The sequence below is a fragment of the Georgenia subflava genome, assembly GCF_009193155.1.
Classification (GTDB): domain Bacteria; phylum Actinomycetota; class Actinomycetes; order Actinomycetales; family Actinomycetaceae; genus Georgenia; species Georgenia subflava.
This window is the reverse complement of sequence record NZ_VUKD01000002.1, coordinates 653,265-670,589: the sequence shown is the minus strand read 5'-3', so window position 1 is coordinate 670,589 and position 17,325 is coordinate 653,265. Positions and strand designations below refer to the sequence as shown.

At 73.2% G+C, this 17,325-nt stretch carries 15 protein-coding genes; 5 read left to right on the top strand and 10 right to left on the bottom strand.

What is annotated here, in order from left to right:
* Positions 1 to 19: 19 nt before the first annotated feature.
* Positions 20 to 418 (top strand): globin, encoded by a 399-nt coding sequence (locus tag GD748_RS09575; protein ID WP_152195090.1) that lies wholly within the window; start codon positions 20 to 22, stop codon positions 416 to 418.
* Positions 419 to 460: 42 nt separating this feature from the next.
* A complete protein-coding gene (locus tag GD748_RS09570; protein ID WP_226921056.1) occupies positions 461 to 1,399 on the top strand; it encodes an acyl-CoA thioesterase in 939 nt (312 codons plus the stop codon).
* Between the two features lie 67 nt (positions 1,400 to 1,466).
* Here the strand turns inward: GD748_RS09570 and GD748_RS09565 are convergent, their stop codons facing one another.
* The 7 genes from GD748_RS09565 to GD748_RS09535 all read right to left on the bottom strand — a co-directional run bounded on the left by GD748_RS09565 (position 1,467) and on the right by GD748_RS09535 (position 10,013).
* Positions 1,467 to 3,041, bottom strand: a complete 1,575-nt coding sequence (locus tag GD748_RS09565; protein WP_152194926.1) for a family 10 glycosylhydrolase — start codon at positions 3,039 to 3,041, stop codon at positions 1,467 to 1,469.
* A 158-nt stretch (positions 3,042 to 3,199) separates the two neighbouring features.
* Complete coding sequence (locus GD748_RS09560; RefSeq protein ID WP_152194925.1) at positions 3,200 to 4,162, bottom strand: N-acetylmuramic acid 6-phosphate etherase; 963 nt, start codon at positions 4,160 to 4,162, stop codon at positions 3,200 to 3,202.
* Entirely contained in the window at positions 4,159 to 5,352 is a 1,194-nt protein-coding gene (locus tag GD748_RS09555; RefSeq protein WP_152194924.1) for an anhydro-N-acetylmuramic acid kinase, read from the bottom strand. The genes GD748_RS09560 and GD748_RS09555 overlap by 4 nt, the downstream gene beginning before the upstream one ends.
* Positions 5,349 to 6,878 (bottom strand): glycoside hydrolase family 3 N-terminal domain-containing protein, encoded by a 1,530-nt coding sequence (locus GD748_RS09550; protein WP_152194923.1) that lies wholly within the window; start codon positions 6,876 to 6,878, stop codon positions 5,349 to 5,351. The genes GD748_RS09555 and GD748_RS09550 overlap by 4 nt, the downstream gene beginning before the upstream one ends.
* Entirely contained in the window at positions 6,875 to 7,699 is an 825-nt protein-coding gene (locus tag GD748_RS09545; protein WP_226921053.1) for a carbohydrate ABC transporter permease, read from the bottom strand. Before GD748_RS09545 ends, GD748_RS09550 begins: the two co-directional genes overlap by 4 nt.
* Positions 7,696 to 8,694 (bottom strand): carbohydrate ABC transporter permease, encoded by a 999-nt coding sequence (locus tag GD748_RS09540; RefSeq protein WP_152194922.1) that lies wholly within the window; start codon positions 8,692 to 8,694, stop codon positions 7,696 to 7,698. The genes GD748_RS09545 and GD748_RS09540 overlap by 4 nt, the downstream gene beginning before the upstream one ends.
* Positions 8,694 to 10,013, bottom strand: coding sequence for a sugar ABC transporter substrate-binding protein (locus GD748_RS09535; RefSeq protein ID WP_152194921.1), 1,320 nt, complete (start codon positions 10,011 to 10,013; stop codon positions 8,694 to 8,696). The genes GD748_RS09540 and GD748_RS09535 overlap by 1 nt, the downstream gene beginning before the upstream one ends.
* Positions 10,014 to 10,167: 154 nt before the next feature.
* On the opposite strand from GD748_RS09535, the gene GD748_RS09530 reads away from it, so the two are divergent.
* From GD748_RS09530 to GD748_RS09520, 3 genes are all read left to right on the top strand, one after another.
* Positions 10,168 to 11,160 (top strand): N-acetylglucosamine kinase, encoded by a 993-nt coding sequence (locus GD748_RS09530; protein WP_193312899.1) that lies wholly within the window; start codon positions 10,168 to 10,170, stop codon positions 11,158 to 11,160.
* Positions 11,153 to 11,776 carry a GNAT family N-acetyltransferase gene (locus GD748_RS09525; RefSeq protein WP_152194919.1) on the top strand — a complete coding sequence of 208 codons (624 nt, stop codon included), beginning with the start codon at positions 11,153 to 11,155 and terminating at the stop codon, positions 11,774 to 11,776. The genes GD748_RS09530 and GD748_RS09525 overlap by 8 nt, the downstream gene beginning before the upstream one ends.
* Before the next feature lie 67 nt (positions 11,777 to 11,843).
* A complete protein-coding gene (locus tag GD748_RS09520) occupies positions 11,844 to 12,860 on the top strand; it encodes a DNA topoisomerase IB (RefSeq protein WP_152194918.1) in 1,017 nt (338 codons plus the stop codon).
* A 110-nt stretch (positions 12,861 to 12,970) separates the two neighbouring features.
* On the opposite strand, the gene GD748_RS09515 is transcribed toward GD748_RS09520, so the two are convergent.
* The 3 genes from GD748_RS09515 to GD748_RS09505 all read right to left on the bottom strand — a co-directional run bounded on the left by GD748_RS09515 (position 12,971) and on the right by GD748_RS09505 (position 17,258).
* Positions 12,971 to 13,489, bottom strand: coding sequence for an acyl-CoA thioesterase (locus GD748_RS09515; RefSeq protein WP_152194917.1), 519 nt, complete (start codon positions 13,487 to 13,489; stop codon positions 12,971 to 12,973).
* A gap of 153 nt (positions 13,490 to 13,642) precedes the next feature.
* The gene (locus tag GD748_RS09510; protein WP_152194916.1) at positions 13,643 to 16,078 is read right to left on the bottom strand and encodes a glycoside hydrolase family 31 protein; all 2,436 of its coding nucleotides are present in this window, start codon (positions 16,076 to 16,078) and stop codon (positions 13,643 to 13,645) included.
* Positions 16,079 to 16,169: 91 nt separating this feature from the next.
* Complete coding sequence (locus GD748_RS09505) at positions 16,170 to 17,258, bottom strand: serine hydrolase domain-containing protein (protein WP_226921050.1); 1,089 nt, start codon at positions 17,256 to 17,258, stop codon at positions 16,170 to 16,172.
* Between the last annotated feature and the right edge of the window lie 67 nt (positions 17,259 to 17,325).

Below are 17,325 nucleotides of genomic sequence, written 5' to 3'. Positions count from 1 at the left end.
GAGTACGCAGCCGGACGAGATGAGCAACCTCTTCGAGGCCATGGGCGGCCACCAGACGTTCCGGCGGCTGGTGCACCGCTTCTACCAGGGTGTGCGTGAGGACGAGGTCCTCGCCCCGATGTACCCGCAGGACGACTGGGAGGGCGCCGAGGAGCGCCTGACGATGTTCCTCGAGCAGTACTGGGGCGGACCGACCACCTACCAGGAGCGGCGGGGACACCCGATGCTGCGCCGTCGGCACCTGCCCTTCACGGTGACCCCCGAGGCCCGGGACCGGTGGCTGGCGCACATGCGGGTCGGCGTGGACGAGCTGGAGCTCGCGGCCGACCTCGAGGAGCTGCTCTGGGACTACCTCGAGCGCGCCGCGCACATGATGGTCAACTCGCCCGTGCCCGGCGGTCGGTCGTCGCTGCTGTAGCGCGGCCCCCTCGCCCTGTCACTTCTCCTCCCGAGGACCACGATGCCCGAGCTGCCCGACGCCCCTGCCACAGAGGTCCTCGACGTGCCGGAGACCGACGTCGAACCCATGGCCTCGGTGCTGGCCACCCTGCGGCTGCGGCGGCTCGGGCCGGACGAGTTCACCGGCACGTCGCTGCCCCAGCTGAACAACCGGGTCTACGGCGGCCAGGTGCTCGCCCAGTCGGTGCTGGCGGCCGCCGCGACGCTCCCCGGCTCCCAGCGCCAGCTCCACTCCGTGCACGGCTACTTCCTGCGCCCGGGCAAGCTCGAGCTGCCGATCAGCTTCGCGGTCGAGCGGCTGCACGACGGCCGCTCCTTCAGCACCCGCCGCACCCACGCCCTGCAGCAGGGCAAGCCGATCCTCTCCCTGATCAGCTCCTACCAGGAGGACCAGCCGGGCCGCGAGCACGCGGCGACGGCGCCAGCGGCGCCGGACCCGGAGACGCTGCCCAGCGCGATCGACCTGTTCCGCGAGGTCGACCATCCGGTCGCCGCCTTCATGTCCTCGATCGCCGCCTTCGACATCCGGCACGTCGGGGAGAGCCTCTACCTGCGCCCCTCCTCGGAGCCCGCCGAGTCGCAGATGCTGTGGATGCGGGCCCGGTCGCCGCTGCCCGAGGGCATCACCCAGCTGCAGCACCGCGCGCTGCTGGCCTACGCGTGCGACCAGGTGCTGCTCGAGCCGGTGCTGCGCCGTCATGGGCTGAGCTGGCGCACCAAGGGCCTGAGCGTGGCGAGCCTGGACCACGGGATGTGGTGGCACCGGCCCGTGCACGTGGACGAGTGGCTGCTGTACGTCCAGGAGTCCCCGAGCGCCCAGGGCGGGCGCGGTCTGGGCCTGGCGAAGGTCTTCGACACCGCCGGGCACCACGTGGCGACCATCTCCCAGGAGGGCATGGTGCGCGTGCCCGCCGACGCGGACACCACACCGACGGCCTGAGCGACTCGGGTGCCGGACAGCGCCCGGGGTGCGCCGCACGAGGGCGACGCACCCCGAGACCCTGCGGCTAGCTGAGCGACTCGGCCCGCACGTCGACCTCGGCAACCTCGCCCGCGCCCACGCGGACAAAGGTCGACGCGGTGCCCTCGGCGCCGTCCTCGACCACCTGGACGCGGTAGCGGCCGGGGGCGAGGTCCACGGCACCGAACCAGCCGGAGCCGTCGGTGCGCACGAAGACCTTCTCCCCGGGTGTCCCGGCGACGGGGTGCAGGACGACGTCGACCTGGTCGGCCGCGTCACGCGAGCCCAGCGTCACGGTGCCCGAGACGTTGCCCGTGGTGGGCGCGGTCTTCCAGGTCATCTCCGGCACGACGACGTCCTCGGCGAAGACGTCTGCCCGCAGCGCGTCGACCAGGGCCGCCCGCTCGGCGTCCTTGACCGCCGGGTCCCCAGACGCGGTCGCGTCCTGGGTGGGGTTGGCGTAGGAGTAGCCCATCCAGCCGTCGAAGCCCGCCTCGACGGTCTCCGTCGCCTGGGCGACGGCGTCGTCGATGTCGTTGAGGTACAGGGCCGGGCCGTTGACGACGTGGCGGTCCGCGCGGTAGTCGATCAGCGCGTCGTTCCACTCGGTGAACATCCGCGCCTGCTCGGGCATCCAGTTCCGCTTGTAGTTCATCGCGGTCACGGTGTCGACGATCCCCTCGTCGAGCCAGCCCTTCCAGTCCTGCAGGACCTCGGCGTAGGGACGCGTACCCTCCCAGCCGCCGTAGCTCGCCGGCCCGTAGGCGTACGTGATGCCGTTGATGCTGAGCCGGTCGGAGTCGTCGACCTGGTACATGGCGACGAAGATCTTGCGCACCAGGTTGGAGACCTGGTCGCGGCGCCAGTCGCTGAACTGCTCGTCGTCGGGTGCGGGCACGTCGGTGCGCCCGGTCTCGGCGGCGAACCGGCTCAGCGAGGTGTCCGAGTAGCCCCAGTCGTTCACGAAGACCCCGGCGGTGTTGTAGTCGGGGTAGCGGATGTAGTCCAGGTTGACGCCGTCGACGTCGTAGTTCTCCGTGATCGACGTGACGGCGTCGACCACGTAGTCCACGGCGTCGGGGTTGGCGGGGTCGATGTAGGTGTTGTTGCCGATCTTCTCGGAGCCGTCGACCCGCTTGTTCAGCCACCGGTCGCGGCCCTCGGCGTCGAGGCCGTGGGCGTTGAACGCGTGCTCGGGCGAGCTCGGCGGTGTGGCGGAGTTCCACAGCGTCGTCGCGTTGACCCAGGCGTGCACCTCGATCCCGGCGGCGTGGGCCTGGTCGATGACCTCGGCCAGCGGGTCGTACGGTGCCGGGTCGATGCCGGCGTCCGTGCGCGGGTAGAGCGCGTCGTTGCAGAAGCAGTCGAAGCGGCGCCCCACCTGGACCACGAGAGCGTTCGCCCCGAGATCCTGGGCCTCGGACACCAGCTCGGTGACCTCGGCGGCGTCGTAGATGCCCTCGTTGAACGCGTCGACCCAGTAACCGCGCCACTGCTCCTGGGCTGCTGCGGCGTGCTCGACGTCGGTGGACTGGGCCGTGGCCGGTGCGGCCAGGGCCAGTGCGGGCAGAAGTGCAAAACCCCCCAATGCGGCGATCGTCCGTCTGGTCGGTCGTCTCATGTCCTGCTCCTTCGTTCTCGTCTCGTCGGTGGCGCCGCCACGCGTCGTCGGGTGGCGGGGCCGGCGGGCGGGTGCCCTGTTCGCGGATGGCCTCCTTCGATCGGGTTTGGATGGACGTCTCGGGGCGAGGTGCCTCGCCGGTCAGGGCGCGGCGACCGTCATACCTGCGCCTCTGCCATGACGGCGACGGCGGAGCGGACCCCGGCCGGGTCGGACACCCGTCGCGGGTCGGGCGGGAAACCGTCGGCGACCAGCGCCGCGGTGCTCACCTCGGCGCCCGAGAGCAGGGCGACGAGTGCGACCCGGACGTCGCCGTCGGCCCCCTCGAGGACGGCCGCGCAGGTCTCGGGACTCTTGCCGGTGGCCTGGACGAGCATCCGCACGGTCCGTGCGCGGAGCTTCTTGTTGGTGGGCCGCACCTCGATCATGAGGTTGGAGTAGGTCTTCCCCAGACGCACCATCACGGCCGTGGAGAAGGTGTTCAGGACGAGCTTCTGGGCGGTGGCGGCCTTCATCCGGGTCGACCCGGTGATCACCTCGGGACCGGTGTCCACCAGGACCGCGACGTCTACGTCTGTCGCCAGCGGGGCGCCGGGGTTGGTCGAGACCAGTGCCGTCGTCGCCCCGGCCTCGCGGGCGCCTGCCAGGGCCCCGGCCACGAACGGGGTCCGGCCGCTGGCGGTCAGCCCGACGACGAGGTCACCGGCCGCCACCGACCCGCCGAGCTCGTGGCCGGCGTCGACGTCGTCCTCGGCCCCCTCGACGGCCACCATCATCGCGCTCGGCCCGCCGGCAAGATGCGCCCGGACCGTCTCCTCGCCGACGTCGTAGGTGGGCAGCAGCTCGACGGCGTCGAGCACCCCGAGCCGGCCGGAGGTGCCGGACCCCACGTAGTGGACGCGGCCGCCGCCGACGATCGCGGCAACCGCGCGATCGACCATGTCCGCGACGGCCCCGGCGGCGAGCTCCACCGCCGCGGCGACGGAGCGGTCCTCGGTCATGATGAGCCGGACGAGGTCGGCGGCGGGCAGCTGGTCGATCGCCTCGGTGCGCGGGTTGCGGTCCTCCGTGGGTGAGCGCAGCCCCAGGACCTGCCGCCAGTCGTTGTCCGGTCGGCTCATGGGTGCTCCTTGACGATCACGAGGCGACGCACGGCCGCCGTGGCCGGTGCGCACGGTGCGGGCGCGGGCGGGGTGAGGGACCCCAGGACCGCCGGGTGCCGCGCACCGGTGGCTCGCGGGCCGTCCGGCTCGGCGGTCGTCCGCGGCGCCGTCCCCGGCAGAGCGCGGACGCCGAGGTAGCCCAGGACGGCGAACAGGTAGGCCTCCTTCGCATCACCGTCGAGGCCGAGCTCGGTCGCGGTGACCACCGGTGGGAGGAGGTCGCGCAGGCGTGCCATCAGCACGGGGTTGTGGGCGCCGCCGCCGGAGACGACGACGCGCTCGACGCCGGCGCCGCGAACCTGGTCGGCGACCGTCCGCGCGGTCAGCTCGGTGAGGGTGGCCACCAGGTCCGGGCCGGACAGCCTTAGGCCGGCGGCGCCCAGCCGCTCGGCGACGTAGCGGGAGTGGAAGTGCTCACGGCCCGTGCTGCGCGGCAGCTCCCGGCGGTAGAACGGGTCGGCGAGCAGGACCTCCAGGGCGCCCCCGTCGACGGTGCCGGCGGCCGCCAGTTCGCCGCCGGCGTCGTAGGGGCGGCCGGTCAGGTCCGCGACGGCGGCGTCGATCAGGCAGTTGCCGGGGCCGGTGTCTCCGGTGACGACCCGCGCGCCCGCCGTCTGGCCGGCCGGACCGACGACCGTGATGTTGGCGATGCCGCCGACGTTCAGGGCCGCGGTGCGGCGCTCCCCGAGCCAGAGGTGGTCGAGCAGGCTGACCAGCGGGGCGCCGTGGCCGCCGGCGGCGACGTCGGCGCTGCGCAGGTCGTGCACCACGGGCACACCGGTGCGCTCGTGGATCCAGGCCGGCGCCCCGACCTGGAGGGTGCCGCGGGCGCGGCCCTCCTCGACCCAGTGGTAGAGGGTCTGGCCGTGCGAGGCGATGAGGTCCGCCGGGCCGAGCCGCTCGAGCCCGTACGCCGCCGCCTCGGCGAACGTCTGCCCGACGAGCGTGTCCAGCCGGCACCACTCCCCCACGCCGATCTCAGCGGGCGGCAGCGCGGCGAGGATCCGCTCGCGCAGCTCGGCGGGCCAGGGCACCTCGGTGTGGCCGAGCGGGGTCAGCGCCAGGGTGCCGGCATCGTCGTCGAGCTCGGCGAGCGCGACGTCGATGGCGTCGACAGAGGTCCCGGAGGACAGGGCGAGGACCTTCACGACGTGATCCGTCCGACGGCTTCCTCGGCGTTGGCGCGGCCGACGCCGTGCGCGAGCACGAGGTTGGGGACGTCCGGCGCGGCGGCGGACGTGCCGGCGTGGACGACGACGGCGTCCGGGCGCGCGGCGAGCACGGCGTCGAGGTCGGCGTGCTCGCCGTCGTCGGCCAGCGGCTCCCGGGTGAGGACGACCACCGGCCGCCCGGGGTCGATCCGCTCCAGCGCCATGCCGACCGGGGCGGCGGCTGCGCGGCCGGTGGCCACCACCTCGGTGCCCGGGCGGCGCCTTGCGAGGGCGTCGGCAAAGGCCGTGGACGTCCGTCCGGCGGCGTGGTCGAGCTGGCGGCGCAGGTCCAGCAGCACCGGGGTGCCGCTCCGGGCGACGTCGCCGCGGGTGCTGACGGCCCGGCGGGCGGTCTCGGCGCCGACCGCCGCCAGCCGGGTCGATGCGGTCTCGGACGGCACGGCTGCACCGGCGGCGGCACGGTAGGCGGCCACCCGCTCGGGCAGCCGGTCGGTGCGCGCCGCGGAGGCCGTCAGCTGCGCCACCGCGAGTCGGCCCGTCGCCAGCGCGTCGGTGACGGCGCCGAGGGCTGTGCGGAAGAGGCGCTCGTCGTCGCGGCCGGCAGTGGTGCCGAGGCAGAGCAGGTCGGCACCGGCCTCCAGGGCCTGCACGCAGGCCTCGCCGAAGCCGGGGTCGCGGGCGACGGCGCCCATGTCGAGCGCGTCGGTGATGACCGGCCCGTCGAAGCCGCCGGCGAGGCCGCGCGCCAGGGCTGTCACGGCCGGCTCGAGACTCGCCGGACGTGGCCCGAGGACGGGCACCCGGACGTGCGCGGTGAGCACGGCGTCCATCCCGGCCGCGGCTGCGGCCTCGAAGGGCGGCAGGTCCCGGCGGGCCAGCGTCGCTGCGTCGACGTCGAGCTCCGGCAGGTCCAGGTGGGAGTCCGTGGTGGTCGCCCCGTGACCGGGGAAGTGCTTGCCGCAGGCGGCCACCCCGCCGTCGTGCAGGCCGGCGACGAGCGCGGCGCCGTGCCTCCCGACGAGCGCCGGGTCGGCGCCGAGGGAGCGCACACCGACGACCGGGTTCCGCGGCTCGGACGCGACGTCGAGGACCGGGGCGAGGTCGAGGTCCACCCCGGCGGTCCGGAGCAGGGCGCCCAGGGCGGCGCCGGTCCGGCGGGTCAGTTCCGCGTCGTCGACGACGCCGAGGGCTGCGAGGCCGGGCAGCGCCGACCCGGTCGCAGCCTGCAGACGGGAGACGTCCCCGCCCTCCTCGTCGACCGCGACGACCAGCTGGCCGGCGGCGTGCAGGGCGTCGGTCAGGGCCCGGGTGGTGGCGATGTCGGGGGTGTTGCCGGCGAAGAGGACGACGCCGGCCAGCCCGTCGCGGGCGGCGTCGAGCAGCCACGGCGGCGGCTGGGTGCCGGTGAAGCCGGGCATCAGCACGCCGAGGACGGCGCGGCGGACGTCGTCCGCGCCTACGGTCGGGACCACTGCGGGCCGGCGGGCAGGCATCCCGGTCATCCCTTCACCGCCCCGGCCGCGAGCCCCGAGGAGAGGTTGCGCTGGACGAGGGTGAAGAAGACGACCACCGGAAGCGTGATCAGCGTGGAGGCAGCCATGACGGCGCCCCAGTCGGCGGTGTTCTGCCCGAAGAACTTCTGCAGGCCGATCGCCACCGTGTACCGGTCGGAGTCCTGCATGAAGGTCAGCGCGAAGATGAACTCGTTCCAGGCCGTGATGAAGGCGAACACGCTTGTCGCCACCAGGCCGGGCGCCACGAGCGGCAGCAGCACCGACCAGAACATCCGCCCCCAGGAGGCGCCGTCCATGTAGGCGGCCTCCTCGACCTCCTTCGGCACCGCTGCGACGAACCCGCGCAGCGTCCAGATCGCGAACGGCAGCGAGAACGCCAGGTAGACGATGACCAGGCCGATCAGGGAGTTGAGCAGCTGGAGGTTGCGCGCCTGGAGGAACAGCGGGATGACCAGCGCCTCGAGCGGGACCATCTGGACGATGAGGATCATCACCAGGACGGCCTTGCGGAAGGAGAAGGTGAACCGGGCGACGGCGACGGCGGCGAGCAGCGCCACGAGGGCCGAGATCAGCACGGTGCCGGTGGCGACGAGCACCGAGTTCTTGATGTAGGTGCCGAAGCCGCCCTGGTCGAGGACGCGGTCGAAGTGCGCCCACGTGAGGTCGGTGGGCAGCAGCGACGCACCGCGGGTGGCGGCGTCGGCGTCGATCGCGGTGGTGAACATCCAGTACGCCGGGAAGAGCGAGAAGACCAGCAGCGCGACGATGCCGAGCACCTTGCCGGTCCGGCCGAGCACCTTGCGGCTCACAGGTCCTCCTCCTTGAACAGGGTGCGCATGTACACGACGGTGATCGAGAGCAGGATCAGCGTCAGCAGGACGGCGATGGCCGAGCCCATGCCGTACTTGCCCTGCGCGAAGGACTCGATGTAGCTCCACACGCCGAGGTTGAAGACGGCCGGGTTCCCGCCGTTGCCGCCGGGCATGAGGTAGATCTGCGTGAAGACCTTGAAGTCCCAGATCGTCGAGAGGATCGTGACGACGGCGAAGACCGGCTTGAGCATCGGCACGGTGATCTTCCAGAAGCGCCGCCACGCGCCGGCGCCGTCGATCTTCGCCGCCTCGTAGAGCTCGGTGGGCACGGTCATCAGGCCGGCGAGCACGGTGATGGCGATGAACGGGAAGCCGTGGTGGACCACGTTGAGGGTGGCGATGGCGTAGAAGCCGAGGCGGTCCGTGAACCAGTTGACCGTACCGGCCTCGATGATCCCGACGTCGGCCAGGACGTTGGCGACCAGGCCGTTGAGCGGGTCGAAGATCCAGATGAGCACGTAGGTGCCGGTGACGGCGGGGACCGCCCAGGCGACCATGATCGCCGTCGAGCACAGCACCCGCCACGTGTTGCCGAGCGTGTTGAGGAAGAGGGCGACGACGGTGCCGAGCGTGACGGTCAGGACCACGCAGACGAATGCGAAGCCGACCGTGTTCGGCAGTACCGTGCGCCAGAGGAACTCGGAGCCGAGGATCTCGAGGTAGTTCGCGAACCCGACGTAGTTCGTCGTCCCCGAGGCGAGCTCGCGCAGCCCGTAGTCCTGGAAGGAGAGCTGCGCGACCCGTACGAGCGGGACGAGTAGCAGCACGGCGAGCAGGACCAGGGCCGGGGAGAGCAGCACCCACGGCCGGGTGGTCCGTACCAGCCGGCGCCTCGCGTTCTTCCGGGCCGGCCGGCCGGAGCGGGTGCTCCGGCCGACCGGTGCCGGCCCGGACGGTCCGAGGACCGCCTGGGCGGGGGCTTCCTGCGACATCAGCTGCCGGCGAAGATCTCGTCCATGTCCGCGGCGGCGGTGTCCGCCGCCTCCTGCACCGAGGCGCCGCCGGACAGGATGGACTGGAGCATCGTCTCGACGGTCTTGGCGCCCTGGATCTGGCCGAAGATCGGCGTCACGGGGACCGAGCGACCACCCTCGAGCATCTGCTTCGCGAACGGGGCGACGAGCGGGTCGTCGGTAGCGGCCTTCTCCTCCATGAGGCTCGCCTGACCCGGGAAGTAGCCGGTCTGGCTCGCCCACGCGTCGGCGAACTCGCCGGTCGTCATGAGCTCGACGAACTCCCACGCCAGGTCGGGGTTCTCAGAGTCGGAGAACACGCCGAGGTGCGAGCCGCCGAGGAACGACCCGGCGACGCCGCCGTCCTTCGCCGGGATCGGGAAGGCGGCGATCTTCTCGGCCAGGTCCGGCGCGTCCTGGGCGATGCGCCCGGGGGTCCAGCTGCCGGAGACGATCATGCCGACGTTGCCCTGCATGAAGGCCTCGAGCGAGCCGGCCTCGTTCCAGGTGGTGGCGGCGGCCGTCGAGGAGTCGTGCTCGAGGGCGAGCCCGGTGTAGAACTCCAGGCCCTCCACCGACTCCGGGGAGTTGATCGTGGCGGTCCAGGTCTCGCCCTCCTGCTCCGCGATCTCCCCGCCCGCACCCCAGATGAACGGGTAGGCGCCGTACTGGCTGTCGCCGGGCACCGGGAACGGGATGACGTCGGGCTGGCTGGACTTGATGGCCTCGACGGCGCTGAGGAGCTCGTCCCAGGACGTCGGCGGCTCGGTGATGCCCGCCGTCTCGAAGATCTCCGTGTTGTAGATGATCGAGCGGACGCCGGCGTACCACGGCATGCCGTAGAGACCGCCGTCGAACGTGCCCGCCTCGACCAGGCCCTCGACGAGGTCGGCGTCGAGCCCGGCCTCCTCGATGCGCGGGGTCAGGTCCTCCAGCGCGCCGATCTCGGCGAACTCCGGGGTCCAGGTGGTGCCGACCTCGGCGACGTCCGGCCCGGTACCGCCGGCGATGGAGGTGACGAACTTGTCGTGGGCGCTGGCCCACGGCTGGAACTCGACGTTCAGGGTGGCGCCGGTCTGCTCCTCGAAGGCGGCGCCGACCTCGTCGAAGAAGCCGCTCGCGTCGGGGTTGGTGCCCTCCATGATCCAGACGTCGAGGGTCTCGCCCGAGTAGTCGGCCCCCTCCGTGCCGCCGGTGCCGTCCCCGCCGGCCGGCGTCTCTTCGTCGCCGCCGCCACCGCAGGCCGCGAGCGTCAGCGCGATCGCGGCTGCCGCCGCCACTGTCACACGTCGTCTCATGCTCTCTCTCCTTGTGCGTGGCGTACCCGGTGCAGCTCTGCACCGTGGGAAGCCGGGTCTGCTGGTTGGATGGGACCAGGACCGTCGGGGAACAAAGTTTCCCGATTGGTCTCAAGCCGGAAAGTTACCACCAAACTGTGATGTGAGGAACACCGTGACGTCATCCGTGCGTGCCGTCGTCGGGCTCGACGTCGGCGGGACGTCCTCGACGGTCGTCGTGCTGGCGGAGCACGGCGAGGTCCTCGGTCGGGCAACGGGGCCCGGCGGGAACTTCCGCTCCTCGCCCGGCGCCGTGACAGCGAACCTCGGGGCGGCGCTCTCCGAGGCGACCGACGCTGCGTCGACGGCGCTCGGCTCGCGCGCGTGGGCGGTCGAGGCCCTGACCGCCGGCATCGCCGGTGCCGGGCCGGCGGGCCGGGACCGGGCCGCGACCGTGCTCGGCGAGGCCGTCGCGGGTGCGGGGCTGCCGGCGCCGCGCCGCCTCGACGTCGTCACCGACCCCGTGGTCGCCTACGCTGCCGGCGCCCCGAGACCCGACGGCGCCCTGCTGCTGGCGGGCACCGGCGCGGTCGCGTGCCGCCTGGCCAGCTACGCCGAGGTCGCCCGTTGCGACGGGCTCGGCTGGCTCCTCGGGGACGTCGGCTCCGGGGTCTGGCTCGGGCTCGAGGGGCTGCGGGCCGCGGCGGCGCACCTGGACGGCCGCGGCCCGGCGACCGCGCTCACCGACGCCGCCGCCCGGCTCGCCGCCGACCTCGGTCCGACGACCGGCGACCCGCGCCAGGACCTCGTCCGCCTCGTCGACGCGCGTTCCCCCAGCGAGCTCGGCGGCTTCGCGTCGGCGGTGAGCCGCTGCGCGGACGACGGTGACGCCGTCGCCGCCGCGATCGTCGACCGCGCGGTGACCGCGCTGCTGGCGGCCCTGGGCGTCGTCGCGGACCGCGCGTCCGACGTCGCCGACGTGGTGCTCGCCGGCTCGGTCCTCACCTCCGCAGGCCCGGTCCGGGACGGCGTCGTCGCCGGGCTGTCCGCGTGGCGGGTGCACGACGCCGCCGCCCCGGTGGTCGGCGCGTTGCGGCTGGCCATGGTGGCGGCCGGGTGGCCGGCCCCGGAGCCGGCGGACCTGGTCGTCGAGGTGCAGCGTGGCTGAGAGCTACGTCGTCGACCGGTACCGGCCGTCCGACCACGACACCCTGTACGAGATCTGCCTGCGCACCGGCGACGCGGGCCAGGACGCGAGCGGCCGGCACGACGACCCTGCGCTGCTCGGTCACGTCTACCTCGGTGCGTACCTGCACCTGGAGCCCGGGCTGGCCCGGGTGCTCCGCGGGGTCGACGGCGTCGCCGCCGGCTATGTGGTCGGCACCGCGGACACGGTCGCGTTCGAGAAGGCGTGCCACGAGGTGTGGTGGCCGCCGCTGCGTGCGCGCTACCCGCTACCCGCGGAGACCGATGACTCCCCGGACGCGGACCTCGTGCGCACGATCCACCGGGGGCTGCGCACCACCGGCGACTGGCTTCCCCGCTACCCGGCGCACCTGCACGTCGACCTGCTGCCGCCGGCGCAGGGCAACGGGCACGGCCGGGCGCTGCTGGAGACGTTCTTCGACGCGGTCGGCGCGCGCGGCGCGGCCGGGGTCCACCTCGGGGTGGGGTCGCAGAACGTGGCGGCGATCGGCTTCTACGAGCACCTGGGCCTACGGACCGTCGAGCCCCGCGGGTGGGGACAGGTGATGGCGGCGCAGCTCCCGCTGACCGCCCGGTGATGCCTCGGGAGCTTCCACGCGCGCCGTCGGGACGCCACCGCCACACTTGCCGCATGCGAGGTAGACCATGAGGCTGCGGCGGGTCGGCGCCAACGAGCCCGGGCTGACCCGGCGGCGCTCCGGACGCGGTTTCGTCTACCTCGACGCCGACGGGGCCCGGGTGACGGACCCGACGGTGGTGGCCCGGTGCAAGGCCCTGGTCATCCCGCCGGCGTGGCGGGAGGTATGGATCTGCACCGCGGCGAACGGGCACATCCAGGCCGTGGGCACCGACGACGCCGGCCGCCGCCAGTACCTCTACCACCCGGCCTGGCGCGAGAGCCGCGACGCCGCCAAGCACGAGCGGGTCCTCGACCTCGCCCGCCGCCTGCCGCAGGCCCGCCGTCAGGTGACGATGGACCTGTCCCGGCCCGGGATGCCGCGCGAGCGCGCGATGGCCGTCGCCTTCCGGCTGCTCGACCGCGGCTTCTTCCGCATCGGCGGCGAGAGCTACGCCGAGAACAACGGCAGCTTCGGGCTGGCCACGCTCCGCAAGGACCACGTCCGGATCGGCCGCGACGGCGACATCACGTTCGACTACCTCGCCAAGTCCGGTCAGTCGCGGGTCCTGACGCTGCGCGACGAGGCGCTCGTCGCACCGCTCACCCGGCTGCGTCGGCGGCGCACGGGCGGGCAGGAGCTGCTCGCCTTCGTGCGCTCCGGCGAGTGGAGCGACGTCACCAGTGCCGACATCAACGAGTACGTCAAGGACCGGCTCGGGCCCGAGGCCTCGGCGAAGGACTTCCGCACGTGGCACGGCACGGTGCTGGCCGCACTCGAGCTGGCCGTGCGGATCCCGGGGGCGACGTCCCGCACGGCGCGCAAGCGCGCGGAGCGCGAGTCGGTCAGCGCGGTGGCCGAGTACCTGGGCAACACCCCGGCGGTGTGCCGGGCCTCCTACATCGACTCCCGCGTGCTCGACCTCGCCGAGCGGGGCAAGACCATCGACACCACTCTCGCCCGGCGCGCCGACAACCCGGACGAACCGGTCGCCCCGGACACCCACGGCGCCGTCGAGCGGGCCGTGCTCGACCTGCTGGGCTGAGGAGAGCGGATCCTCGACGGCGGCGCCGTGCGGACTCGCGTCACGGTTCGTGTCCGCGAGTGCTGAGCCAGGGTCGGCAACCAGGGCGCTCGCCCCGTGATGGCCGAGGCTCAGGTGTCCTGGACGGGGCGACGGCGGAAGGGGATCGGGTCGTCGAGGTAGTGCGACCAGCTCTCCCGCTCGGCCGCCGTCATCCGGCGGGGCCTCTCCGTCTCCTCGTCGATCAGGACGAGGGTCGTCATCGCCCGGGCCGCTGGACCGTCGGGGCCGGGGATCTCGTAGCAGATGTCCAGACTGGCGCCGCCGAGGTGGGAGATCCAGAGCTGCACGGGCACCGGCCGCAGGGTGTAGGGCAGCGGCGCGAGGTACTCGATCTCCTGCCGGGCGATGTAGGTGTTGGTCCCCGAGCCGGGCCCGGTGTCCAGCACCTTCGTCCCCGGCACCGCTGCGCCGTGCGCGGGGTCGACGCCGCCGCCGACGGGCTCGAACCCCTTGTCTCCCGGCGTGGAGGCCCAGAACGCGGCGATGCGCGCCTCCTCCAGGAGGGTGAACATCCGGGCGTTGTTGACGTGCTGGTAGCCGTCGATGTCGCTCCAGCGCATCTGCACGTCGATGGTGAGCCGTGCCATCGCAGGTCCTTCCGGTCGGGTCGTGCTCAGCCTAGACATCTCGGCGGCGCGCTGGTCCCGGCCAGGGCCATCACGTGCGCGCAAGGGTTTGCGCTGGTCCCGGCCGGGGCCATCACGGGCGCGCTACGGCGGGCGCTGGTCCCGCCCGGGCCGTCACGGACGCGCGGCGGTGAGCACCTCCAGCAGGGCGCCGTAGAGCGCGTCGGGCAGATCGAGGGCGTACAGCGAGCCGGCGAGCGCGGAGTCGTCGAGCTCCTGGCTGGCGCGGTGGGCCATCTCCTTGTCGCGGTAGTCGATCTCGGCCTCGTCGAGCAGCCGGAAGATCTCGCTGCGGATCTCGGGCTCGGCGGGCCGGACGTCGCTGAGCCGCACCGCGTACCCGCCGGCGAGGTCGACCTCGCCGAGCTCGATCGTGAGCACCGACGGCGACGGCGTCACTGCTGGCGCGGCGAGCTCGGCGAGGTCCTCGCCCGTGCCCACGCGCACCCGCGCGGCGGCGATCCCGACGAGCTCGACGGTCAGCGTCCGTCGGGTCAGGACCCCGGACCCGCGGGGTAGAGCGATCGTGAGCTCGGCCCGCACGCCCGACTCCTGCCACCGCACCGGGGTCTCGTGCCGGTTCTCGGCAGTCACCTCCCCCGCGCCGTCGTCCTCGAGGAGGGTGAGCTCGCCGTCCGCGCCGGCGTGCACGCGCAGGACGAGTGCCGCAGGGTTCGCGGCGACGTCGGCCATCGGGTCGGCCGCGAGCGGCAGGATCGAGCCGGCACGGGCGAGCACAGGCACGGCCTCCAGCGACCGGTGCAGGGCGAGCCGGCGTCCGGTCGACCCGCCGTCGTAGCGGCGCGAGCTGAGCAGGTCGTACCAGGTCCCGGGCGGCAGCCACGCGTCCACGCGGGCCTGGTGGCTGCGCCGCTCGGCCGGCTCGGTGATCGGGGCCACGAGGAGCGATGGTCCGAGGAGGAACTGGTTCGGCACCTCGTACGCCTCGGGGGCGTGGGGGTGGTCGTGGTACATCGGCCGCACCGGCGGGGCGCCGTCGGTGTGGGCGAGCCAGTTCACCGTGTACAGGTACGGCACCAGGCGGTGGCGCAGCCGCAGGAAGCGGCTCATGACGGCGGCGGCCCGGTCGGAGTAGCGCCACGGCTCCTTGGCGTTGAAGGTGCTGGCCGTGGAGTGCAGCCGGTTGATCGGCGACAGTGCGCCGAGCTGGACCCACCGGGTGGCGAGCTCGTCGTCCTTGGTCCCGCCCAGGTGACCGCCGACGTCGTGGCTCCACCAGAAGTAGCCGACGTTGGCGGCGGTCGCGGTGAACTCCGGCTGGAACCGCAGGGAGTCCCAGCTGACGACGGTGTCGCCGGAGAAACCCACCGGGTAGCGGTGGGAGCCGTGGCCCGCGTACCGGGAGAAGGTCAGGGGCCGCCGTCCGCCGCGGGCGGAGTCACGGAAGTGGAGGTGGTTGAGCAGCCACAGCGGGTCCAGCCCGGGGATGCGCGAGTAGCTGCCGGACTGCCAGTCCAGCCACCAGAAGTCCACCCCGAGCTCCTCGTGCGGGTGGTGCAGGCGGGCGAGATAGCTCTCCGCGAAGGCTCGGGAGGTGATGTCGAAGGGGATCGTCTGGTGCGAGTCCGGGTCGATGCCGAGGTCACGGGCGACGTCGGCGTAGGCGTCCTCGTAGCCGCGCACGCCGTCGGCCGGGTGGACGTTGAGGGTCACCCGCAGGCCGCGGTCGTGCAGCTCGTCGAGGAAGGCGGCCGGGTCGGCGAACAGGTCCCGGTTCCAGGTGTAGCCGGTCCACCCGGTGCCGTACCTGGGGTCGACGTCGACCACGTGCCAGTCCACGTCCAGCACCGCGACCGAGAACGGGATCCCCTCGGCGGCGAAGCGGTCCATCAGTGCCAGGTACTCCGCGTCCGAGTACGGGTGGTAGCGGCTCCACCAGTTGCCGAGCGTGAAGCGTGGCAGCAGCGGCGTCGGACCGGCGAGGCGGAAGTAGTCGCGCAGCGCGGCCGGGTAGTCGCGGCCGTACCCGAAGAAGTACACGTCCTGCCCGGCGCCGTCGGGGCGCGGGACGAGCCAGCCGTCGTCGGTGAGCAGCAGGGAGCCGGAGTCGTCGACGGTCGCGTGGCCGTTGCCCGAGAGCAGCCCTGTTCCCAGGTCGGTCCGGCCGTCGACGTCGTCCAGGGTCCGGGCCGTGCCGCCGAGGTTGCCCGGCCGTCCGGGCAGCCCGGGGTCGAGGTTGCCGTAGTGCCAGGTGGAGCGGTGGCTGGACTGGACGCGTCCGAGCATCGTCACGGTCAGGCCCGAGGGCGTGAACGCCTTCTTGTCGTAGGACAGTCGCAGGTGCTCGGTGCGGATCTCCAGCGAGGCCTCCGACTCCGTCACCTCGAACGCCGGCACGTCGAACTGCCGGTCGACGGCGAGCTGGCTCGGCGCGTCGACGAAGACCCCGGACTCGCTGTGCTCCATCCGCACGAGCCGGGAGGTGAGGACCGTGAATCGGTAGGTCGGGCCCTGCACGACGGCCTCGCGTCGGGCCGGCGCCCTGCCCAGGGCGGGCGGGCCGGAGGACTCGGGTGCGCCGTCGCTCATGGACGGCGACGCTACGGAGGTTCCCCGGCCCGGACAACAGGGGCCCCGACCGCTCCCCGCCCCGGGCGACCGGCACTCCCGCCCCGGCGGGTCAGGCAGTGACGGCGTCGTCGATCGCGGAGAACGGGTCCCAGACGGCGTCGGCGCTGTTGGCGACGATCGCCACGGTGATGCCGGGCCGGACGTAGTGGCGCACGATGGCACTCGCACCGGTGTTGATGCCGTCCTTGTCGTAGCAGCGCAGCGCGCCGCCCGGCTCGACGACGAACTCCAGACCGTAGCCGTAGTGGAGCTCACGATCGTCGTCCGCGTCGTGCAGGACCTGCGGTGTCAGGAATGCGCTGGTGAGCTCGGGCCCGAGGAGCTCACCGCCGCGCACCGCGTCGATGAACCGGACCAGGTCGGCGGCGGTGCAGTGGGCTCCGCCGTCAGGAGACCCGATGGGCGGGTAGCTGTAGATGTTCTGCGTCCAGCCGGTCACCTCGCCGCCCTCACCGGTGACCGGTTCCCACCCCTCGGCGACGTCGGGCACGGCCGAGCGCATGTCGAAGAACCCGGAGGACGTCATGCCGGCGCGGGCGAAGACGTGCTCCGTCACGTGCTCGCGGTAGGGCGTGCCGGTGACGGCCTCCAGCGCCAGGCCGGCGAGGATGTAGCCGGCGTTGCAGTAGCGGCAGTCGGTCCCCGGCTCCACGCGCGGCGGCTTGTGCGCGAAGCCGGGCAGCAGGTCGGCCGTCTCGGTGACCGCGTAGTTCGGACGGTCCGCCCAGAGCGCCTCGTAGGACTCCCCTGCCTCCTCGTCGGCGTCGTCGGACAGCCCGGAGGTGTGGGTGAGCAGGTGCCGCAAGGTCACGGTCGCCGGCACGGTCGTGCCCGTCAGGTCGACGCGCGACGTGACCGGGTCGTCGAGGTCGAGCGTCCCCGCCTCGACCTGCTGCAGCACCGCGACGGAGGTGAAGAGCTTGGTCACCGACGCGACGTCGAAGCGGGTGCCGGCGTGGACGGGGACCTGCCAGCGCCGCGACGCGACCCCGTAGGCGCCTGCGAAGAGCACGTCCGGGCCACGAGCGATGTGCACGGCGCCGGATAAGTGGTCGCGCTCCGCGGCAGTCGTCAGCGCGGCGGCGACGGCGGCGGTGTCGATGCTGGTGTCCATGGTGTCCGTGGTGTTCGTGCGCACCCGGCGAGCCTATCCACCGGACCGCAGCCGTCGGCAACGATCGCGGCGGCCGCGGTCGCGCGGTGCG

Bases quoted from the DNA above. Each gene is read 5' to 3' on its own strand.
- GD748_RS09575 (WP_152195090.1), top strand. From the start codon at position 20: ATGAGCAACCTCTTCGAGGCCATGGGCGGCCACCAGACGTTCCGGCGG.
- GD748_RS09570 (WP_226921056.1), top strand. From the start codon at position 461: ATGCCCGAGCTGCCCGACGCCCCTGCCACAGAGGTCCTCGACGTGCCG.
- GD748_RS09565 (WP_152194926.1), bottom strand. From the start codon at position 3,041: ATGAGACGACCGACCAGACGGACGATCGCCGCATTGGGGGGTTTTGCA.
- GD748_RS09560 (WP_152194925.1), bottom strand. From the start codon at position 4,162: ATGAGCCGACCGGACAACGACTGGCGGCAGGTCCTGGGGCTGCGCTCA.
- GD748_RS09550 (WP_152194923.1), bottom strand. From the start codon at position 6,878: ATGACCGGGATGCCTGCCCGCCGGCCCGCAGTGGTCCCGACCGTAGGC.
- GD748_RS09540 (WP_152194922.1), bottom strand. From the start codon at position 8,694: ATGTCGCAGGAAGCCCCCGCCCAGGCGGTCCTCGGACCGTCCGGGCCG.
- GD748_RS09535 (WP_152194921.1), bottom strand. From the start codon at position 10,013: ATGAGACGACGTGTGACAGTGGCGGCGGCAGCCGCGATCGCGCTGACG.
- GD748_RS09520 (WP_152194918.1), top strand. From the start codon at position 11,844: ATGAGGCTGCGGCGGGTCGGCGCCAACGAGCCCGGGCTGACCCGGCGG.
- GD748_RS09515 (WP_152194917.1), bottom strand. From the start codon at position 13,489: ATGGCACGGCTCACCATCGACGTGCAGATGCGCTGGAGCGACATCGAC.
- GD748_RS09510 (WP_152194916.1), bottom strand. From the start codon at position 16,078: ATGAGCGACGGCGCACCCGAGTCCTCCGGCCCGCCCGCCCTGGGCAGG.